At 36.8% G+C, this 18,545-nt stretch carries 19 protein-coding genes; 1 reads left to right on the forward strand and 18 read right to left on the reverse strand.

The window, feature by feature from the left end; translation table 11 throughout:
- Nucleotides 1–9 precede the first annotated feature (9 nt).
- The 18 genes from FG384_RS14140 to FG384_RS14225 all read right to left on the reverse strand — a co-directional run bounded on the left by FG384_RS14140 (nt 10) and on the right by FG384_RS14225 (nt 16,767).
- A complete protein-coding gene (locus FG384_RS14140) occupies nt 10–783 on the reverse strand; it encodes an enoyl-CoA hydratase-related protein (RefSeq protein WP_142643257.1) in 774 nt (257 codons plus the stop codon).
- 12 nt (nt 784–795) lie between these two features.
- On the reverse strand, nt 796–1,572 hold the full coding sequence (locus tag FG384_RS14145) for an enoyl-CoA hydratase/isomerase family protein (protein ID WP_142643258.1): 777 nt from the start codon (nt 1,570–1,572) through the stop codon (nt 796–798).
- On the reverse strand, nt 1,572–1,874 hold the full coding sequence (locus FG384_RS14150) for an EthD family reductase (RefSeq protein ID WP_056832140.1): 303 nt from the start codon (nt 1,872–1,874) through the stop codon (nt 1,572–1,574). Before FG384_RS14150 ends, FG384_RS14145 begins: the two co-directional genes overlap by 1 nt.
- A gap of 16 nt (nt 1,875–1,890) precedes the next feature.
- Complete coding sequence (gene paaD, locus FG384_RS14155; protein ID WP_142643259.1) at nt 1,891–2,391, reverse strand: 1,2-phenylacetyl-CoA epoxidase subunit PaaD; 501 nt, start codon at nt 2,389–2,391, stop codon at nt 1,891–1,893.
- 26 nt (nt 2,392–2,417) lie between these two features.
- Nucleotides 2,418–3,230: a 1,2-phenylacetyl-CoA epoxidase subunit PaaC gene (gene paaC, locus FG384_RS14160; RefSeq protein WP_142643260.1), complete on the reverse strand. Its 813-nt coding sequence runs from the start codon at nt 3,228–3,230 to the stop codon at nt 2,418–2,420.
- Nucleotides 3,227–3,574, reverse strand: coding sequence for a 1,2-phenylacetyl-CoA epoxidase subunit PaaB (gene paaB / locus FG384_RS14165; protein WP_053589221.1), 348 nt, complete (start codon nt 3,572–3,574; stop codon nt 3,227–3,229). Before paaB ends, paaC begins: the two co-directional genes overlap by 4 nt.
- 18 nt (nt 3,575–3,592) lie before the next feature.
- A complete protein-coding gene (gene paaA, locus FG384_RS14170) occupies nt 3,593–4,546 on the reverse strand; it encodes a 1,2-phenylacetyl-CoA epoxidase subunit PaaA (RefSeq protein WP_142643261.1) in 954 nt (317 codons plus the stop codon).
- A 120-nt stretch (nt 4,547–4,666) separates the two neighbouring features.
- Entirely contained in the window at nt 4,667–4,906 is a 240-nt protein-coding gene (locus tag FG384_RS14175) for a ferredoxin (RefSeq protein WP_056832132.1), read from the reverse strand.
- A 22-nt stretch (nt 4,907–4,928) separates the two neighbouring features.
- Nucleotides 4,929–5,948, reverse strand: coding sequence for an NAD(P)/FAD-dependent oxidoreductase (locus FG384_RS14180; RefSeq protein ID WP_142643262.1), 1,020 nt, complete (start codon nt 5,946–5,948; stop codon nt 4,929–4,931).
- Between the two features lie 26 nt (nt 5,949–5,974).
- Nucleotides 5,975–7,279 carry a phenylacetate--CoA ligase family protein gene (locus FG384_RS14185; RefSeq protein ID WP_142643292.1) on the reverse strand — a complete coding sequence of 435 codons (1,305 nt, stop codon included), beginning with the start codon at nt 7,277–7,279 and terminating at the stop codon, nt 5,975–5,977.
- A 419-nt stretch (nt 7,280–7,698) separates the two neighbouring features.
- Nucleotides 7,699–9,351 carry a M20/M25/M40 family metallo-hydrolase gene (locus FG384_RS14190; protein WP_142643263.1) on the reverse strand — a complete coding sequence of 551 codons (1,653 nt, stop codon included), beginning with the start codon at nt 9,349–9,351 and terminating at the stop codon, nt 7,699–7,701.
- Between the two features lie 48 nt (nt 9,352–9,399).
- Nucleotides 9,400–10,101 (reverse strand): amino acid ABC transporter permease, encoded by a 702-nt coding sequence (locus tag FG384_RS14195; protein ID WP_142643264.1) that lies wholly within the window; start codon nt 10,099–10,101, stop codon nt 9,400–9,402.
- A gap of 43 nt (nt 10,102–10,144) precedes the next feature.
- Nucleotides 10,145–10,954 carry a transporter substrate-binding domain-containing protein gene (locus tag FG384_RS14200; RefSeq protein ID WP_142643265.1) on the reverse strand — a complete coding sequence of 270 codons (810 nt, stop codon included), beginning with the start codon at nt 10,952–10,954 and terminating at the stop codon, nt 10,145–10,147.
- Nucleotides 10,955–10,998: 44 nt separating this feature from the next.
- Nucleotides 10,999–11,721, reverse strand: coding sequence for an amino acid ABC transporter ATP-binding protein (locus tag FG384_RS14205; RefSeq protein ID WP_142643266.1), 723 nt, complete (start codon nt 11,719–11,721; stop codon nt 10,999–11,001).
- Nucleotides 11,722–11,796: 75 nt separating this feature from the next.
- On the reverse strand, nt 11,797–13,374 hold the full coding sequence (gene gcvPB, locus FG384_RS14210; protein WP_142643267.1) for an aminomethyl-transferring glycine dehydrogenase subunit GcvPB: 1,578 nt from the start codon (nt 13,372–13,374) through the stop codon (nt 11,797–11,799).
- A gap of 25 nt (nt 13,375–13,399) precedes the next feature.
- The gene (gene gcvPA, locus FG384_RS14215) at nt 13,400–14,791 is read right to left on the reverse strand and encodes an aminomethyl-transferring glycine dehydrogenase subunit GcvPA (RefSeq protein WP_420849968.1); all 1,392 of its coding nucleotides are present in this window, start codon (nt 14,789–14,791) and stop codon (nt 13,400–13,402) included.
- Between the two features lie 29 nt (nt 14,792–14,820).
- Nucleotides 14,821–15,600 (reverse strand): SDR family NAD(P)-dependent oxidoreductase, encoded by a 780-nt coding sequence (locus tag FG384_RS14220; RefSeq protein ID WP_142643269.1) that lies wholly within the window; start codon nt 15,598–15,600, stop codon nt 14,821–14,823.
- Nucleotides 15,601–16,020: 420 nt separating this feature from the next.
- Nucleotides 16,021–16,767, reverse strand: a complete 747-nt coding sequence (locus FG384_RS14225; protein ID WP_142643270.1) for an SDR family NAD(P)-dependent oxidoreductase — start codon at nt 16,765–16,767, stop codon at nt 16,021–16,023.
- A 462-nt stretch (nt 16,768–17,229) separates the two neighbouring features.
- Here FG384_RS14225 and FG384_RS14230 point away from each other — a divergent pair, with 462 nt between their 5' ends.
- Complete coding sequence (locus tag FG384_RS14230; protein WP_240793438.1) at nt 17,230–18,411, forward strand: sigma-54 interaction domain-containing protein; 1,182 nt, start codon at nt 17,230–17,232, stop codon at nt 18,409–18,411.
- The last annotated feature ends 134 nt before the right edge of the window (nt 18,412–18,545 follow it).

Here is an 18,545-nt window from a genome sequence, read left to right on the forward strand (position 1 = left end):
CAGCTCTCCCTATTGTCCTGAAAAAACAGGTTTTCTTTTTTCCATAAATGCATGAATACCTTCGCGGTGATCAATTGTTAAACCAGCAATCCGTTGTGCTTGTGCTTCTTGCTCAAGATAGTCTTCAAAAGTAAGCTCTGTAGCGAATTTCAATGATCGTTTAATCAAACCAATCGCCTTTGTTGGTAAAGTAGAAAGATTTGCTGCAAATGCCGACACCTCTTCATCCCATAAATCTAACGGAATAAGTCTATTCGCTAGACCTAATGCGACTGCATCAGTAGCCGACACCTTTTCTCCAAGAATGGATAATTCCAAAGCTTTAGCATGACCGACTAACTTGGTTAAATAATACAGATTACCCGAGTCAGGAATGAGGCCAACATGTATGAAAGCATTCAAAAAACTGGCGCGTTCCGATACAATTCTAAAATCACAAGCAAGTGCTAGGCTGAACCCTGCACCAGCCGCAACTCCATTTACTGCTGCGACAATCGGTTTTTCACATTGTCTAATTTGCTTTATCATCGGTCCATAGTGATCTCTTAAAACTTGGCCATGATCCATATTCTCATCGACTTCTGCCAAATCTTGTCCAGAACAAAAAGCCCTTCCTTCACCTGAAATGACTATGCAGCGAACTTGTTCATCAAATGTAGCAGCTTTGATCGCATCTTTCACTTCTCGGTTCATTTGTGCGATAAATGCATTTAATTTGTCAGGTCTATTTAAATAGAGCCATGCAATTCCATCTTTGACATCATAACGAATCGTTTCGAACATGCAACGACCTCCTTACTTCCCTTTGTAATTCGGTTTTCTTTTTTCAACAAATGCGTTCATACCTTCTTTTTGGTCTTGTGAAGCGAAAAGTAGATAGAAGTTTTTTCTCTCATATTGCATTCCTTCATATAAAGGATAATCGACAGCTTTATTAACTGAATCTTTTATTAGCCGCACTGAAAGAAGCGGCTGATTAGCAAGACGCTCTGCCAATTTCATTGTTTCTTCCATTAGTAGTTCAGGTGCAACGATTTTGTTAATAACTCCATGTTTGAGAGCAGTTTCCGCAGAAATACGCTCCCCCGTCCAAAGCCATTCGAGGGCTTTCGTACGACCCACTAGTTTTGTTAACCTTTGCGTTCCTCCTGCACCTGGCATTACGCCAAGTCCTACTTCTGGAAATGAAAATTCAGTACCGATACTAGCGATTAAAAGATCACAGCAAAGCGCAAGCTCAAATCCACCACCGAAGACAAACCCTTTTACCGCACCGAGTATAGGCTTTTTAATGAGCGCAAAACGGTCCCAATCAGCAAATTGATTTAGTTGTTCTAGGCTTACTGGATTATCATCCATCATTTCGTCAATGTCGGCACCTGCTGAAAAAGACCGTCCTTTACCAGTAAGCACTATTACACGAACGTTTTCATCTCGGTCAAATTCCTCCATCGCTACGACAATTTCATTGACCATTTTTCGATTTAATGAGTTTAACTGTCGAGGTCGATTCAGCTCAATAACTGCTATATTTCTCTTTAAAGATGTTTCAATGAATTCGAAACGATTCATTACGCTTCCTCACCAATCATTAATGTGACAAGATCACCTGCAAATCCCATTAAATCTTTGCCAGAAGCTCTTCCTTCCGGTGAACGTAAGCCCTCCTGCAGTGCATCCAAACTATCATAATGCATTTCACATGTGAGATAGTATTTTCCATCTCCCCCCATCGGAGATCCTGTTACTTTCGTTACTTTCATCTCACGAAGCCCTGGGATCTTCGCTGTTAGTGGTGCATGCACGTTAAAATAATGTGCATCAAAAGCCTCTTTGTTTTCAGGGTGTTTGTACAACGCGATTAACTTTGCCATTTTTCTTCTCCTCGCTTTACATTAATGTAGAAACAGGTTTCATAGCTTCAAATACGTTTTTACAACTCTTACAGTACAAAATGCTTCTGCATGCAGTCGGACCGAAAACATTTTCCATCGTGACATACGTAGATCCGCAGTAAGCGCATTCTATATGCCACGAGCCGTCTGCTTCAATCTGTCTTGGTGGTGGTGCAATTCCGAATTTCCTAAGATTCACATGTCCTCGTTCCGTTATTCGATCTGATGTCCACGGTGGGTGAAAGACGAATTCCACTTGGACATCTTTCACTTCCGGTAATTCTTTTACAGCATTGATCGTATTCTTTTTAATAATTTCGAGTGCTGGACATCCTAAAAAAGTAGGGAGCAAAACAACCTTTACATTATTTCCCACAGTAGTGACTTCCACCACCATACCTAGGTCCATAATGCTAATGGAATCAATTTCCGGGTCTTTTACTCCTTCAAGTACTTCATATACGCGCCCAGGAGAAATTTCTAAGGATGCTTCCATGCAAGTCACCTCTTTCCATTTTCGAATTACCAAGTTGCTATTGGATCGAACTTGTAAACTTCCGAAAGTGTGTGTAGTGCTTCTACCAAGTCTTGCGTATGTTCACCGTTTCGTCCGTTTTTTGTAGGCTTATCCGATATCTTTGGTACTTCCATTTGAAGCGCTGCAAATACTGGTTCGATACTTGCATTCCATTTATCTCTCAAACTCTCTTCACTACTTATTAATCTACTTTTTTCGATTAATAATTTTTCGTTTCCATAAGAGAACACATCACCAAAATCATCCATAACCTTTTTGATAGCTTCGTCCATTTTCTTTTTCGCAACATCTGTAGAGCTAAGTAATTGCTTAAACCACGTTTCCCAATGAAGCCTGTGATAATAAAGCTCCATTCTCACTTTTACTGCAGTGTCTGCAAGTGGGCTATACGAGCTTTCACATAAAGAATCGATTTTTATCTTTTTCGCCTGTGTGTAAAAATAACTTCTGACAACTTGATATGCCCAATCATATAAGGGGGTTTCCATATAATAGCCTTCACCGTTCACTCGCTCCATCAAAACGCTGTTTTTTCTGTCCAGTGCAGGACGTGAATGGGCAAGATCATCCGCATTTCCTACTCCTAAATCTTCGAGTAATTTATAGAACATAGCTGCATGACCCATGCTGTCTTGGCTAATGGAAGAAGAAGCGACGTCTTCTTCTATATGGGGAGCGAGTCCGAGCCATTCAGATCCACGATAGGCGTACAAGAAATCATCATCGGCAAGTTGAAATAATAAGCTCGTTATTGCTTCTTTATACTCCTGGCTCATGACTGTTTCATTTTCATTCATTTACGCTCTCCTCCCCATGATAGAATCTCTTTTTCATCCAATATTTGCTGCTCGTACTGACGCCATTTTTTCTTTAAGTAACCATAGCCTTTTGTTGTCCGATAATCCTTATTGTCAAGTCTGCCAAGCGTCATCTTCTCTTCTACATCCATCTTTCGAATATTCTTTCGATTCACAATCCAAATGTCAGCAACCGGTTCACGTCTCATGAAGTTTTCCTGTGCCAAAATAAATGCCATATCTTCATTTGGAGCTAATAAGCTAAATTGGTGTTGGAAAGCAGAACTTGGCGTTCGCTTGCTAAAGACTTCATATTCTTGATAAAATGTTTTCTCTTCGGTCATTTATTCTGCCTCCTTTCGCTAGGTGACTTTCACGCTCAGTGCATCGCGCACCCATGCATTATTTTCGTAAGATGACCTTCGTAAGTTCAGACGTGCATGTGAACGTGGTCCCCCGTTTTTTATGATTTTCTTAAATTCATTCCAATCCGGCTGTTTATAAGACCAAAGCTTACTCTCTTCATCAAAACGGATTGTCGGATCCGGAATGGTCAAACCAAGTGATAAAATACGCGGAATGTATTTATCAAAAAAGAGTTGTCTAAATTCTTCGTTTGTTTTAGTGCGAATTTTATATTTAATCGTCAAGTCTTGTTTCGAAGATCCTGTCGTCTCTTTGCTTGCCGGTCCAAAGAACATTAGTAGAGCTTCCCACCAGCGATTGAGAGATTCCTGAATCATTGCCTTTTGCTCATCTGTACCTTCAGCGAGAGCCATGATAATCGATTCACCATGTTGAGCATGGAACACCTCTTCTGCACAAATTCTCTGTAGTGCTCTTGCATACGGTCCGTAAGAAGCCCCAAGCATATTTGTTTGTGTAATAATAGCAGCTCCATCAACGAGCCAACCTATAATTCCAGCGTCCGCCCAAGTTTTCGTTTCCATATGGAAAACGTTATGGAATTTCAAATCCCCATTAAATAAGTCTTGCATTATATCTCCACGATTTTTTCCATAAGGAACAAGTAAGTCTTCCGTTACCCGCAAAAGCAACTGGCCATGACCCATTTCATCTTGCACTTTTGCCATAATGCCAAGCTTTCTATTTAATGAAGGAGCTTTAGGTACCCATTCTTTCTCAGGAAGTGCCCCCATTATTTCACTAATGCCATGCATTGAAATCAATCTAATCAATGTCAGTCTGTATTCTTCTGGCATCCAATCATCTGCTTCAATCTTGTCGCCACGTTCAATTCGCTGCATGAAATGAGCCAATTGTTCTTCTTCTGCCGCATTTTGCAAATTGGTCATATCTAACCCCCCTTAATAAAGTTATGCCTTTAAATGATTGCATATAACGATTTAATGACGTTATAACAATATAACGTTATATATTTAAGAATGATGTTAGTCTATAAAAATTAGCCCACTTTAAACCATTTCTATTATTATTGGGCTGGTAGCGATTTTTATTGAATCTGTAGGACATCCATCAAACGCATCTTCTAAATCTTCTTGCAATTCTAGAGGTACTTCAGCTGTCCCTTTATTTTCATCAAGAATTACATACGCAAGTCCTTCATCATCATAATCGAAGATGTCTGGTGCACTGGCTCCACAAGATCCACATGCAATACATGTTTCTTGATCAACAATTGTATACTTTGGCATAATGTCTTCCTTCCTATGTTTATCAGACTTTTTCAGCCTGTCTCTTCGGTTTATCCATAACACTTGTGCTGTGAAGAGGCTGAACTTTAGAGGTTGGATCGATAAATACTTTTGCATTGCTAATTGCAGTCGGCGCCTCACCAAATCCACTCGCGATTAACTTCACTTTTCCTTCATATGTGCAAATATCACCGGCAGCGTAAATTCCTTCAATATTTGTTTCCATTTTTGAATTTACGACAATGCTGTTTTTATCCAAATTAAATCCCCAATTTTTGATTGGACCAAGAGAGGACACGAAACCATAATTTACAATTACATCATCAACATCGATAATCATTGTTTCATTGCCTTTCACATCTATTAACTCTACTTGTTTAATTCGTTTTTCTCCTATAAATGCAGAAGGAACAAATGGAGTTAATACATGTACAGTTGAATTCTTCAACATTTCCACAGTATGTTCATGTGCTCGAAACTTATCACGACGATGAGCCAATGTTACTTTTTCTGCAATTGGTTCTAGCATAAGAGCCCAGTCTACTGCAGAATCACCACCACCGAACAACTGAACTTTTTTTCCCTCAAATTTTTGTAAATCATTAATAAAATAATGAAGATTAGTTTCTTCAAATTTTGAAGAATTTACAAGATCCAGTTTTTTCGGATGGAATGCCCCGTTTCCTGCAGTAATAATGATTGTTTTAGTAAAATGGGTCCCTTTGTTCGTCAATAGTTTAAAAGAATTGTTAGGCTGTCTTTCTATCTCTTCCACTGCTTCATTCAAACAAACTGTTTGTTCAAATTGCTCCATTTGCTTCTTTAATCTATCGATGAGATCTTGCGCTGTTATTTTAGGGAAACCTGCAACATCGTAAATATACTTTTCAGGATATAAAGCGGATAATTGTCCACCTAGCTGCGGAAGGCTTTCAATTATTTTACAAGACATATTTCGAAGGCCAGCATAAAACGCAGTAAATAAGCCAACTGGTCCTCCCCCAATAATGGTTACATCAAAAATTTCCTCGTTGTGTGACAAACAGACTTCCTCCTTCTGAGTATGAATTACACACCTATTACATTTTTATCTCGATAATCTATAACTCGAATCGCTTTTCCTTCAGATCTTGGTATCGTTTTAGGACTATTGAAAACAATATCCATAGACACTAAACAGCTCGATTTTAATGAACTTTGAATTTCTAATTTCAGTTGGGTTACTTGTGAATCGTTTAAATCACCATTGATTTTTTCATAGAGATTATTATCTATTTCTACATGTAGTTCCGCGATGTCCATCACGTCTTTTCTAATTAAATGAATTTGATAATGAGGGACAAGATTTTCCACCTGTAAAAGAACCCGTTCTACTTCCGTTGGAAAGACATTCACTCCACGTATAATTAACATATCATCTGTACGACCTTTCACCCTCGACATTCTCGTCAAAGTCCTGCCGCATTTACACTTCTCGCGTGTTATGGATGAGATGTCACCTGTGCGGTATCGAATAATTGGAAGCGCTTTCTTCGTTAAACTTGTAAAAACTAACTCTCCTTCTTCCCCTTCAGCAACTGGTTCAAGTGATTTAGGATCAATTACCTCGATGTAAAAATGATCTTCTTGCACATGTAGACCATTTTGAACTTCATAACATTCAACGGAGACACCTGGTCCAATAATCTCGCTCAATCCGTAAATGTCAACTGCTTTCAAATGGAAAGTTTGCTCTAGCCTTTTTCTCATTTCTTCCGACCATGGCTCCGCTCCGAAAATTCCATATTCCATCGACGATTGCCTCGGATCTATACCCTTCTCTTTCATTTTCTCCGCTATGTTCAACATGTATGAAGGCGTCCCGCATATGCCTCTCGGTTTAAAATCTTCTATTAATGTAATCTGTCTTTCCGTGTTTCCACCTGACATTGGCACAACGGTTGCTCCGAGAACTTCCGCACCATAATGGAGCCCGATTCCCCCTGTAAATAAACCATAGCCATAGGCATTATGGAAAATATCTGTCTTTTTACCACCTGCCGCCACAATTGAACGCGCTACAACTTCAGCCCACATTTCTATATCCTCTGCTGTATATCCAACAATTGTTGGTTTCCCACTCGTTCCCGAAGATCCATGAATCCGAACAACCTCTTCTTGTGATACTGCAAATAATCCAAAAGGATAATGTTCTCGCAAATCTTGTTTTATTGTAAATGGCAGCTTCGTTAAATCTTCTAAACTTTGAATATCTTCCGGCTTAATTCCAAGCTCATCAAATTTCTTTCGATAAAATGCAACATGATCATAAACGTTCTTAACTGTACTACGGAGTCGATCTAGCTGTAGGCTTTCCATTTCTTTACGCTGCATCGTTTCAATTAATGGATTATACAAACATCATTCCCCCTAGTTTTCTTTCTTTATGGAATGGAGTTATCAACATCCTTTGTATATAACAAATAAAAAACGGAGATATAATATACAGTAATATGATATTAGATTAATAGTTCGAATCGTATAAGTCAACACAAAATTCAGAAAATTAATAACTTAATTACAGTATTTACACTACTTATTTCTTAATCAAACTAATATCAATACGACGGAGCCCAACTACGTAAACCTTTGAATTCCGTTGTCTAAAGGATAAAGTGAAGTGCTCACAGCAGTTTCGGACAGGAGCAAATGTTGAAGTAAAAAAAGATATAGCAAGGATAGCTATATCTTTTTTTCTAGAGAATTAATGTAATTAAATGAAATTATTGATTTGAATTAAATGCGAAAAGCAATTAGCCAATAAGCGTTAGGATAATCTCTTTAGTGATTTCTGGAACAACCTCGGTGGAATATTCAATCTCCATACGTTCATAGCGTTTGTGTCCATCATATCCATAAGGTCCAATATTAATGGCAGGTACATTGATTTCTCTAATATCTTGGTAATTCACATAATGCTTTGTTCCCCAAGCAGGATTATTTTCTATCACCGTCTGAATGGATTCATCATCATCTTTTAAAGAAACACAGCTCATGTCACAAATGTAAGGAAAGTAATTTTTAGAAACAATAGGATATTTGTATCTTGGTTGAATTTTTTCTATTGCTTTATTTAAAGCAGAAATAAGATTTTCTTCCTGTTTATTTTTCCCAGAAAGCTCAAGGCAAGGAGAATAAAGTGATGAATAAAGTAAAATAATTGCTGGGCTTTGATCCTTCATCCATTTCCATTCTTCTTCTACAACCCTAGCGGCAAACATTCTTGTATCTAAGCTCTCATCCTGAATAAGATTCGATTTAAACTTACTCATGTGCTGTACAAACGTTTCACCATGCTCTTCCTTTAACGATTTTGTCATATCTTCATAGATTATTACTCGTGATTTCCAAGGCAATTGTTTGAAAGGTTGATTGCTTAGTTTACAAAAAGCTTCATATCTTTCATTCAGTGTTTTGATAGCGCTTTCAAAAGCTATTTGTGCTTGTTCAGTAAGTTTGGTTAAAACATCTTTAGGAGACCATGTTTGCACAAAAAAGTTGAAATACATATAAGCTGAAAGTGCTGTTTGGACAGTATAGTTTGGTTTTAAATCCATTTGTTTTAATGATATTGGTGGTGCGGGTGTTTCTCCTAAATGACGGTCACATAGTGCAGGGTTATAGCTAATTTGTCTTGTCAATTCTGCAGCAATGTAATTAGGATCCAGTCCTTCGAACGACGATCCAACATGCGTTTCTGCACCGGTAATAAAAAATGAAGGAAGTAATTTACCTACAGTTCCTTTATAAATATATCGATTTACATCTCCGTTATATAAAGGAGCAACGAAATCAGAATTTATTAACCCAACATAATCGAAGCCTCGCTCTTCTTTCCATTTTTTCAGATCCTTTAGTCCTGATAAAACTCCCTTTGAACTAACCTCTTCATCACATTCTGAGAAGAAAACGAGATTTCCAGATAATTCTTCAGGATGTTCAGAAAAAAATTTCAATAGCGACAAATGGCTAGCAACTCCACTTTTCATGTCGAGTACACCTCGACCAAAATACCATTCTCCAGAATCAAGTTGTTCTTTTACTAAATCAGGGAGTTGCTCAGTCTGTAATTTTTTCATTAACTCAGTAGGATTGCATGCTACATCTTTTAAATTTGTATAATCCTCTATTCCAACTGTATCAAGATGTCCCATTAAAATAATCGTTTTTTTATTACTTTCATCTTTTGTTCCTTCTACAAATGCAAAGACATTGTATCTCTCAAATAGATCATCATTTGTTTTAGATAAGAATACTTGGTCAGGTCTATTTGAAAAGTAGGGCATCTCAGAAATCAATTCAAATATTTTCTTAGCAGCTTCGATTTCACCTGGAGTGTCAACAATACTCTCAACACGAACAAGCTCTTCTGTTAATAACAGTACATCGTTTTTTGTAGTAATCATTTATAATACTCCTTTTTCAAAAACTCTACTTTTGGGTTCATTATATATTTATAAAGAGTGAGTTTTCTTTTTTAGTTTTTTCATATATAAGTTTTCAGTATTCAATCTCTTTTCAACATAATTGAGTAATAGTGTGAATATTAAGACTAACCCTAAGTAATAGAACCCTACAACTAGGTATGTCTCAAATGGCATATAGTTTTCAGCCGAAGCTGTTAGTGCATGACTAAAGAGCTCGGTTACAGCAATGTAAGCAACTAGGGAGGAGTCTTTCAGACCAATGATAAACTGATTTCCTAATGCTGGAATCGCTCGTTTAAAGGCTTGAGGGAGAATAATCGTACTCATTGTCAAAGGAGCAGTCATACCCAGAGAGCGTGCTGCCTCGTTTTGACCTCTATCAACAGATTGGATTGCTCCCCTAAAAATTTCTGCCAAATATGCACCGGAATGAATCCCTAATGCAACCGCACCTGCGATAAAATCACTTAGAACGATTACACTTGAAATTCCATAATACAGAAACATAATTAGCACAATTAATGGGAGCCCACGAACAATAAAAATGTAGATATCTGCTAATTTAGCAAGTATCCAAATATTTGATACTTTAAAGAATGCAAAAACTAACCCAATTACTGTTGCGATTATGAGAGAAATAGCTGTGATAGAAACAGTGATAGTTGTTGCTTCTAAAAAGGCCGTTCCATGTTTTTGGATAATGGACACAATACTTTCTATGAAATTCATTGTAAGTTAACTCCTTTACTAAGGTAACTTTATACTAGTATATTTAGTCCTCCATGATATTTACTCCAAACCATTTCATGCTTATCTTTTCATAAGTTCCATCTTCTATAATTTCTGCGATGGCGCCATTAATTTTGTCTAGTAAAGCTTGATGATCTTTATTAATTGCGACTGCAATTTCTTCCCTATTTAGAACACCGTCAACCGTTTTAATTTTCATACCTTGTTCCTTGATTGCAGAAACTCCGACAATTTTGTCCGTAATGACCGCATCAATACGTCCCGGTATTAAGTCTTGTAAAGCAAATATTTCGCTTGGGTATCCTTTCACATCGGTCGACAATGTTTCTGCAACTTCTTTATGTGTACTTGCTTGCATTACACCAATCGACTTATCACGCAAATCTTCTTTCGATTGAATGGCATCGTTTGTTTCCGCTATGAAAATCTGTGCACCAGAAATATAATATGGATCTGAAAAATCAACTTGTTTTAAGCGTTCTTCCGTGGCAGTCATACTTCCAATGATGACATCATATTTCTTCCCCTTTAATCCTTGAAGTATAGTTTCCCAAGGATTCGTCACTGGATTTGGTTCAAGCCCGATTCTTTTTGAAATTTCAGTTCCTATTTCTACGTCGAAACCAACTAACTCATTGTTTTCCTTGTAGTTTAATGGTTTAAGTAGCCCACTCATCGCAAATGTTAGTTTCCCTTCATTCACCAATTTCAAATCCTCTTCAGCTTTTTGTGGATTCGCACTTGATGAATCTGACTTGCCTCCGCATCCTGCCAATAACATTATTAGGGTTGTGTAAAAAAACATTACAGCTAGTAAACGATTCTTTTTCATTATTTTTTCCTCCAAGTTTTAATTTTCATAATAGTTGTTATTGCTTATAAAACCTTTGATAGAAACGCTTTTGTTCGCTCGTGTTGAGGATTACTAAATAATTGCTTCGGATCAGCTTCCTCAATTACATAACCTTCATCCATAAAAATCACGCGATCTCCTACTTCACGAGCAAATCCCATTTCATGCGTAACAACGACCATTGTCATTCCTCCATGTGCAAGTTGTTTCATAACATTTAGAACTTCTCCAACCATTTCTGGATCGAGTGCAGAAGTCGGTTCATCAAAAAGCATTACTTTAGGTTCCATTGCTAGCGCTCTAGCAATTGCTATCCTCTGTTTCTGTCCTCCAGATAGGGAATCAGGATAGGCTGTTGCTTTATCCACTAAACCTAACTTGTCAAGCAGTATATATGCTGCATTTTCAGCATCTTTTCTGCTTTTTTTTCGTATTTTCATTGGAGCAATAATAATATTCTCCAATACTGTCTTATGAGGAAATAGGTTAAATTGCTGAAAAATCATTCCGATATCTTCTCTTACTTTATTGATATTGACCTTCTTATTAGTGAGGTCAATATTATTTAATAGAATTGTTCCAGAAGTTGTCTCTTCTAATTTGTTTAAACACCGCAAGAGCGTTGATTTCCCTGATCCGGATGGACCGATTACTACAACAACTTCATTTTTGTTGATTTGTACATTGATATCTTTTAGAACTTCTAAATCTCCAAATGATTTTTTTAAATTAGTTACTTTAATCATGTGAGACACCACCTTAGATTCAATATCACCAACTCCCCATCCATGAGAAAGCTTCATCATGGATGGGGAGACAAATTAGGATCTGATCTTTTCTACTTCTTTAACCTTTTTTAAGTATGATCGCCATGTGATTGCCCATTTTTCTGGATTATCAAAGTAATCTTGCTCATCTACACGGTGAATAGAACTATTATAAGGTGCATTTTTCACTTTTTCTGGATTTTCATATGCTTCTTTTGCAATATGTGTTAATGAAGCAATGTACTCATCTAAATCTGATTTAGAAGTTGACTCTGTTGGTTCAAGCGTAAATGGCTCGGGTACAACATATGGATGATGACTAGTCCAATATTGGTGTGCGAAGTCAGCCATTCTTCGTGAAATATCATCGGTTGATACTCCAGTTTCTCGTGTTAACTGTTCCCAGCTATATCGCACTTGCTCCAATCGTTGCCCTTTAATATATGGGGCACTTGCTCCACGAATTTTTAGAATATGATGATACAGGTAATTGTTATTTAAGACAGCGATTTCTGCTACATCCTTTAATCCTTCTGCACCGAGTGAACGAATCCAAGCGTATGCACGAACAATCATTTGAGGTACTCCTTGGAAAGAACGAACCTTTCCAATACTGTGCTTCAAATCACTATTTAATATATATTGATTACCTTGTTTTTCAACTATTGGTCCAGGTAAAAACTGCTTTAATTTAGCAACCACGCCTAGTGCCCCTGTAGCTGGACCTCCACATGCGTGTGGTGTAGAGAATGTTTTATGAAGATTGAAAAAGCACATATCGAATCCTGCTTCTTTGGCTCTCGTAATTCCCAACAAACCATTTGCATTTGCTTGATCGTAATAACAAACCCCGCCTGCCTCGTGGACGACCTTTGTAAATTCTTTTATACGTGTATTGTAAATGCCTGTATCCTCAGGGTTCGCAACTACAAAGCCCGCAGTACGTTCAGAGACAACTTCTTTTAACTTCTCAAGGTCTGGAAAACCGTCTTTATCAGGATACAGTGTAATAATTTTATATCCTTTTACAGCAGCAGTTGCTGCTTGTGAGGGGTGCGAAAAGATAGTAGTGATAATTTCATCACGCTGATCACCTTCCCCTTTACTTTCATGGTAAGCTCGAACTATAGAAGCCATTGTAAATAATGACTGTGTTCCACTTCCCGGTTGAAACGAAAAGTAATCCATACCAGAAATTTCTCTCATACAAAGATCTAATTTATGCGTTACTTCCAATAGACCTTGCACTGTACTTTCATCCTGTAGAGGGTGAAGCTCTGTCATTTTAGGAGATGCAGCGATTTCTTCATTAACTTTTGGTGAATATTTCATGGTACAAGTTCCTTGACCTATTTCAACGTTAAAAGCTGCTCCAAGTGTTTCCTGAGAAAGTCTTAAGTAATGGCGAAGAACTCTGTTTTGTGAAATTTCAGGTAATTCAGGTGCCGACTTTCTGATCAATGATGCTGGTAAAGCTGATACCCCATCACCTACACACTCAACAATTTCGCACTCCACCTTTGGAAGTGAAACACCTCTTTCACCACTATTATGAAGTTCAAAAATAATCGGTTCATCCCATTTAGCCTGATGAAAATTCCGCACTTTATGTTCGCGATTAATTTTTTGCATGTTCATTCATCCTTTACTATTTATTTCATTTTGAGTTTATGCACTGTTTAATCATTGAAACGAGATGGTCGATATCATCTTTAGAATGAATTTCTGTAATACAGAATAAAGCACATTGCTGTAATTCAGGAAAATCTTCGGAAAGGTCCTTACCTCCAAAAATTCCATTGTCAAGAAGATATTTATTAATCACTTTTACTGATTTACCCGTATAAGAGAAATCAACAACAAACTCTTTAAAACTAGTTGACTCAAATCGTGATGCAACGACATTTGGAATACTACCAATCTGTTGCATCGCATATTGTGACTTTTGCATAATAGATTTACCGAGTTCATACATTCCGTTTGGCCCCATTAAAGATAAATATACTCCTGCTGTAATCCCCCATAGCGCCGTTTGCGTCCCAACAGATTCTTTTCCTTTTTCTCTTTGTGCGAAGGAAGTTCTATCGTAATATACATCTCCAAAGCCATATTCGCCTTCTGATACTGTAGGTGCAATTCCAAATAATCTGGATGGATATTCTTGCACAAATTTAATATCATCATGAGTTGCAATGAACCCTGATTGACCACCACCGTAATTCATATGCATTCCTAATGGTTGAAGGTCACCACAAACAATATCAGCACCATAGTGACTAGGTGGCTCAACGATACCTAAAGAACTTGGATCGACACCCACAATAGTAATTGCTCCATGTTTTTTTGCTAGTTTACTTATTTGCTGACCTTGTGTTTCTAAAAATCCTAAATAGGAAGGATTTTCAAAATAGACAGCAGCTGTGTTAGAAGATAGTTTATTCTTCAGATCGTCAAGATCAATTTGCCCAGAATCTTCTTTAAAGTCAATCAAGCTGACAGTTAAATAGGGTGAGCAATAGTTTTTTATAACTTTTAACCTATCTGGAGATATTGTTTTTGGTAGTAATACATCTGTCCGACTAGTAATTCGACTTGCCATCCGAATTGATGTAGATGCTGCTTGTGCCCAGTCAAAGGTCGGTACATTGACAACATCCATATCGACTAACTCAGCCATTAAACTTTGGTACTCAAAAAGAGCCTGGTAGCGACCATGGTCTTCGTAAGGATCACCTGCGTATCCAGTCAAAAACTCAGCACGAGAATTGATTTCATCACAAATGGCTGGGACGAAATGATTCCAACAACCAGCACCTAAAAAATTCAAATACTCTGTTGTGCTGATATTTTTTGACATTATTCCATTAATATATCTGCGAAGCTCATACTCTGAAAGCGCTTTTGAAATGTTCATTTCTTCACGATAATGCAACTCTTCTGGAATTCCAGCAAACAGCTCTTCTACTGTCTTTACTCCTATTTCCTTTAACATCTGGTCTTTGATTTCCGGTACTGTGTTCGGAATGTAAGGATGTGCAATTTTCTTCAATTCTTTCATAACAATTTCCTCCTAATTTATTATGCTAGGCCTCCGCCATCAACTGTAAGGACTGTTCCTGTCACCCAAGAAGCCATATCACTAGCCAAGAATAATACACCTTTCCCGATATCTAGTGGTGTTCCAATTCGGCTTAGCGGTCGGTCAACTGCTGAAGAGGCTAAAAAAGAATCCTCATCATGTTTTAATTGTTTTGCTTCGTCTCTTAGGAGAGGTGTGTCTGTATCGCCAGGACAAATACAATTCACTCGAATATTCTGCTTACCATGATCAATGGCCATAGCTTTTGTTAAATTGACTACACCAGCTTTAGCAGCACAATAGGATGCAGCCAAGTCTCCACCTTTCAAACCCCAACCAGATCCAGTGTTAACAATGCTCCCTCCTCCATTTTTCTCCATGATAGGAATAATGTATTTTGAGAGTAGGAACGCTCCTTTTAAAGAAACATCTAGCACTAAATCCCATTCTTCCTCTGTATGATCGACAACTGTTTTTCTTCGAATGACTCCAGCATTATTAAAAAGTACATCAATTTTTCCAAAGTCGTCTTCAATTTTCTGTGCAGTTGCTTCACAATCTGCCGATAATGTCACATTACAATTGTAAAATTTTGCGTTCCCATCTTTTATATTTATTTCATTGGTGACTTTTTTTCCTTGCTCTTCGTTAATATCAATCAAAGCTACGGAAGCACCTAAGTGAGAAAATAACTTTGCAGTTGCAAGTCCTATACCAGAAGCAGCACCAGTAATGACAACAACTTTATTTTTAATCCCTAGTAAGTCTTCATAATTCATATTAATCTCAACCTTTCTAAGCAAATTCTAATTGTATTCATCGCTGTTGGTACCCCAAAAACTTGAAAATAATTTCTCCTCCTTTTTCTGCTATACAATCTAATATTGCAATTTCTGTGCCAACTTTTTAAACAAAGAAAAATATATAAAAAACAAAGAAAATTCTGAAATATAAGGAAGTAATTAATTGAATACCATGTGTCGTAAATGACAAAAGTATGCCAGCTGTGTCATTTACGTCATCTATGATAGAATCGAATTAATTCCGAAGGTAACATAGACTTTACAATACTAATTCGAGCGAAAACTCAGTTATTAAATTTCTGTTTGGCAAAAATAAGAAGGATATCACTAAGTAGAAAAAGACTTAGTGATACCCTTCTTATGATTCTTTAGGCATTGATACTTTAAACCTGAAAATTATGCTAGTTCTCCACCGTCAATAGGGATATGTTGTCCAGTTATATACTTCGCTTCTGAAGATGCTAGAAAAGCAAATAATCCCGCAATTTCTTCTGGTTGGGCATGCCTTTTTAATGGAATTTTTTCATTAACTTGTTCTAATGCTTCTGGGCTATATTCTGCAATTTGCATTGGAGTAAGCACGTATCCTGGACAAACTGTATTTACACGGATTGTCGGAGCTAATTCTAACGCCATCGTTCGTGCTAAAAGATTAACACCTGCTTTTGAAGCATTGTAGTCTGCATAATATGGATGACCTACTAAACCGTTAGTAGAAGCTGTCATTAATATAACTCCATGACCCTGTTTAATCATTCTTTTTGCAGCTTCCTGAGCAGTATAAAAGATGCCATTAAGGTTTACACCAATCACTTTATTCCATTGTTCCGAAGTAATGTCTAAAAAATTTGATCTAACACTTATTCCTGCATTAGAAATAAGAATATCTATACCACCAGTCAATTGATCAATTTCTATAAACGCATCACACACACTTTGATGATTACTTACATCAGCAATTACACCGTGTTTAATTCCCTGATACTCATTCAATATTTTTTCTAATGTATCTTTGTTGTTATCAATGATAGTGACAATAGCATTTTCATTTACAAATCGAAGAGCGGTAGCTAATCCTATTCCACTAGCACCTCCAGTAATAACAACACGTTTACCACTTAGGCTATCTTCATATATACCCATCTTTGAATCCATCCTTCCTATTTTTTTATCTTTGTATACAAATTTTATAATGCAATTTCTATGCCAACTTTAATAGAAAGCATAGTAATGCTGTAGGTATAAATAGGAAGCCTTTAAGTAAGATGTTTAACAAACTGAAAGAGACGTAAATTTACAGCAATGTTAGGTGTCTTATAACTTATTTATTTGACATTGATTATTCTGAACATTAGGAATATAATTCATTATTATAATAGCAGGAATATAATTAGAGGTGATTAAGTGATTTTGCTAAGTTCTATTTCGAAAGTGATACAAGCGTTTTCGGGGCTTTTGCAAGTGGACATTGCCTGTTTTAATAGAGAGGGGCGATTAATAGCCGCAACCGAGGATTATATAACTCATAAGGGAATAAAGGTGCATGCTCCCTTTTTTGATAGAATATATGGAAACCACATTACTCTACTTCATCAGCCAGGAGATATGAAGATGTGTGAAGGATGCCATTTTTATAATAATTGTCCATCGAAAGCAGAACTTATCCAGGATATGATGTTTAATGGTGAAAAATTTGGGTATCTTTCTTTCGTTAGCTTATCTCATCATAATGAAAATGTACTAATTGAACAAAAAGATTTCTACACTGGATGGTTGACGCGTTTAAAAGATATTATTATTTCAATCTTGAGGGATTCTAATGAATTTAAAAGCAATCATTCTCCTGTTTACACTTCAGGAAAGTATATTTTTGGTAACAGTCAAGCATTCAAACATATTACTAAATTAGTAGAGAAAATTAGAAACAGTACATCCACAGTTCTCATTACAGGAGAGACTGGGACAGGGAAAAGCATGTTGGCAAAGTATATTCATGAAAATAGCACTGTACGTACAGGACCTCTTGTAGAAATAAACTGTGCGAGTATACCTGAGAGCTTATTTGAAAGTGAACTATTTGGATACGAAAGTGGAGCGTTTACCAATGCAAGAAAAAGTGGAAAAAAAGGTTATTTTGAATTAGCGGATAATGGAACATTATTCTTAGATGAAATAGCAGAGCTTCCTATTCACTTACAATCGAAGTTATTAAAGGTTTTACAAGATGGTATTATTCAACGAGTTGGCGGGACTAATGTAAAGAAGGTAAATGCTAGAATTATTGCTGCTACAAATCAACCATTACATGAAAAGAACTTTCGACCAGATCTATTTTACCGCTTAAATGTAATCCCTATTACAATACCACCTTTAAGAGAAAGACTAATTGATTTGCCTTTATTTGTTGAAGAAATGATCGAAAACTTGAAGAACCGATCTGGAAAGTATGTCATTTCCTGCACAAACCAGTTCATGGATATATTATCAACTTATCACTGGCCCGGAAATTTGAGAGAACTAGAAAATGTTATTGAATATAGTATGAATTTTGAAACAGAAAATTATTTAAGTGAGGAATCACTTCCTCCCTATTTATTAGCCAATTCCAATGTTACTCAGAATGCAATAAAGAATGTCGAATTGGTTGGAGTAGAGAGAGAAATCATATCTCAAAAACTCAACCTTTATGGGAACAACTACAATGGAAAACAATTGGTAGCAAAAGATTTAGGAATCAGTATTCGTACACTTTATCGTAAGTTAGAAAAGCTACAAATACAATTTTGAACAACAATTTAGTTTCTTGTAGCCTAGCCCCAATATATGGTCAGAATAAATTGTGTATTAACTAGTAGTAAATTTTAGTTTTAAATAAGGGGTCTGGGGTTTATAACCCCAGACCCTTTTGAAGAATTATGTGA

Source organism: Psychrobacillus vulpis (assembly GCF_006861825.1).
Lineage (GTDB): Bacteria > Bacillota > Bacilli > Bacillales_A > Planococcaceae > Psychrobacillus > Psychrobacillus vulpis.

Excerpts from the sequence above, each read along its gene's own strand:
- FG384_RS14185 (WP_142643292.1), bottom strand. The coding sequence starts at position 7,279 with ATGCAGCGTAAAGAAATGGAAAGCCTACAGCTAGATCGACTCCGTAGT.
- paaC (WP_142643260.1), bottom strand. The coding sequence starts at position 3,230 with ATGAATGAAAATGAAACAGTCATGAGCCAGGAGTATAAAGAAGCAATA.
- paaD (WP_142643259.1), bottom strand. The coding sequence starts at position 2,391 with ATGGAAGCATCCTTAGAAATTTCTCCTGGGCGCGTATATGAAGTACTT.
- FG384_RS14225 (WP_142643270.1), bottom strand. The coding sequence starts at position 16,767 with ATGGGTATATATGAAGATAGCCTAAGTGGTAAACGTGTTGTTATTACT.
- FG384_RS14190 (WP_142643263.1), bottom strand. The coding sequence starts at position 9,351 with ATGATTACTACAAAAAACGATGTACTGTTATTAACAGAAGAGCTTGTT.
- gcvPB (WP_142643267.1), bottom strand. The coding sequence starts at position 13,374 with ATGCAAAAAATTAATCGCGAACATAAAGTGCGGAATTTTCATCAGGCT.
- FG384_RS14175 (WP_056832132.1), bottom strand. The coding sequence starts at position 4,906 with ATGCCAAAGTATACAATTGTTGATCAAGAAACATGTATTGCATGTGGA.
- FG384_RS14140 (WP_142643257.1), bottom strand. The coding sequence starts at position 783 with ATGTTCGAAACGATTCGTTATGATGTCAAAGATGGAATTGCATGGCTC.
- FG384_RS14205 (WP_142643266.1), bottom strand. The coding sequence starts at position 11,721 with ATGATTAAAGTAACTAATTTAAAAAAATCATTTGGAGATTTAGAAGTT.
- paaB (WP_053589221.1), bottom strand. The coding sequence starts at position 3,574 with ATGACCGAAGAGAAAACATTTTATCAAGAATATGAAGTCTTTAGCAAG.
- paaA (WP_142643261.1), bottom strand. The coding sequence starts at position 4,546 with ATGACCAATTTGCAAAATGCGGCAGAAGAAGAACAATTGGCTCATTTC.
- FG384_RS14220 (WP_142643269.1), bottom strand. The coding sequence starts at position 15,600 with ATGAATTATGAAGACTTACTAGGGATTAAAAATAAAGTTGTTGTCATT.
- FG384_RS14200 (WP_142643265.1), bottom strand. The coding sequence starts at position 10,954 with ATGAAAAAGAATCGTTTACTAGCTGTAATGTTTTTTTACACAACCCTA.
- FG384_RS14195 (WP_142643264.1), bottom strand. The coding sequence starts at position 10,101 with ATGAATTTCATAGAAAGTATTGTGTCCATTATCCAAAAACATGGAACG.
- FG384_RS14145 (WP_142643258.1), bottom strand. The coding sequence starts at position 1,572 with ATGAATCGTTTCGAATTCATTGAAACATCTTTAAAGAGAAATATAGCA.
- FG384_RS14230 (WP_240793438.1), top strand. The coding sequence starts at position 17,230 with ATGAAGATGTGTGAAGGATGCCATTTTTATAATAATTGTCCATCGAAA.
- FG384_RS14150 (WP_056832140.1), bottom strand. The coding sequence starts at position 1,874 with ATGGCAAAGTTAATCGCGTTGTACAAACACCCTGAAAACAAAGAGGCT.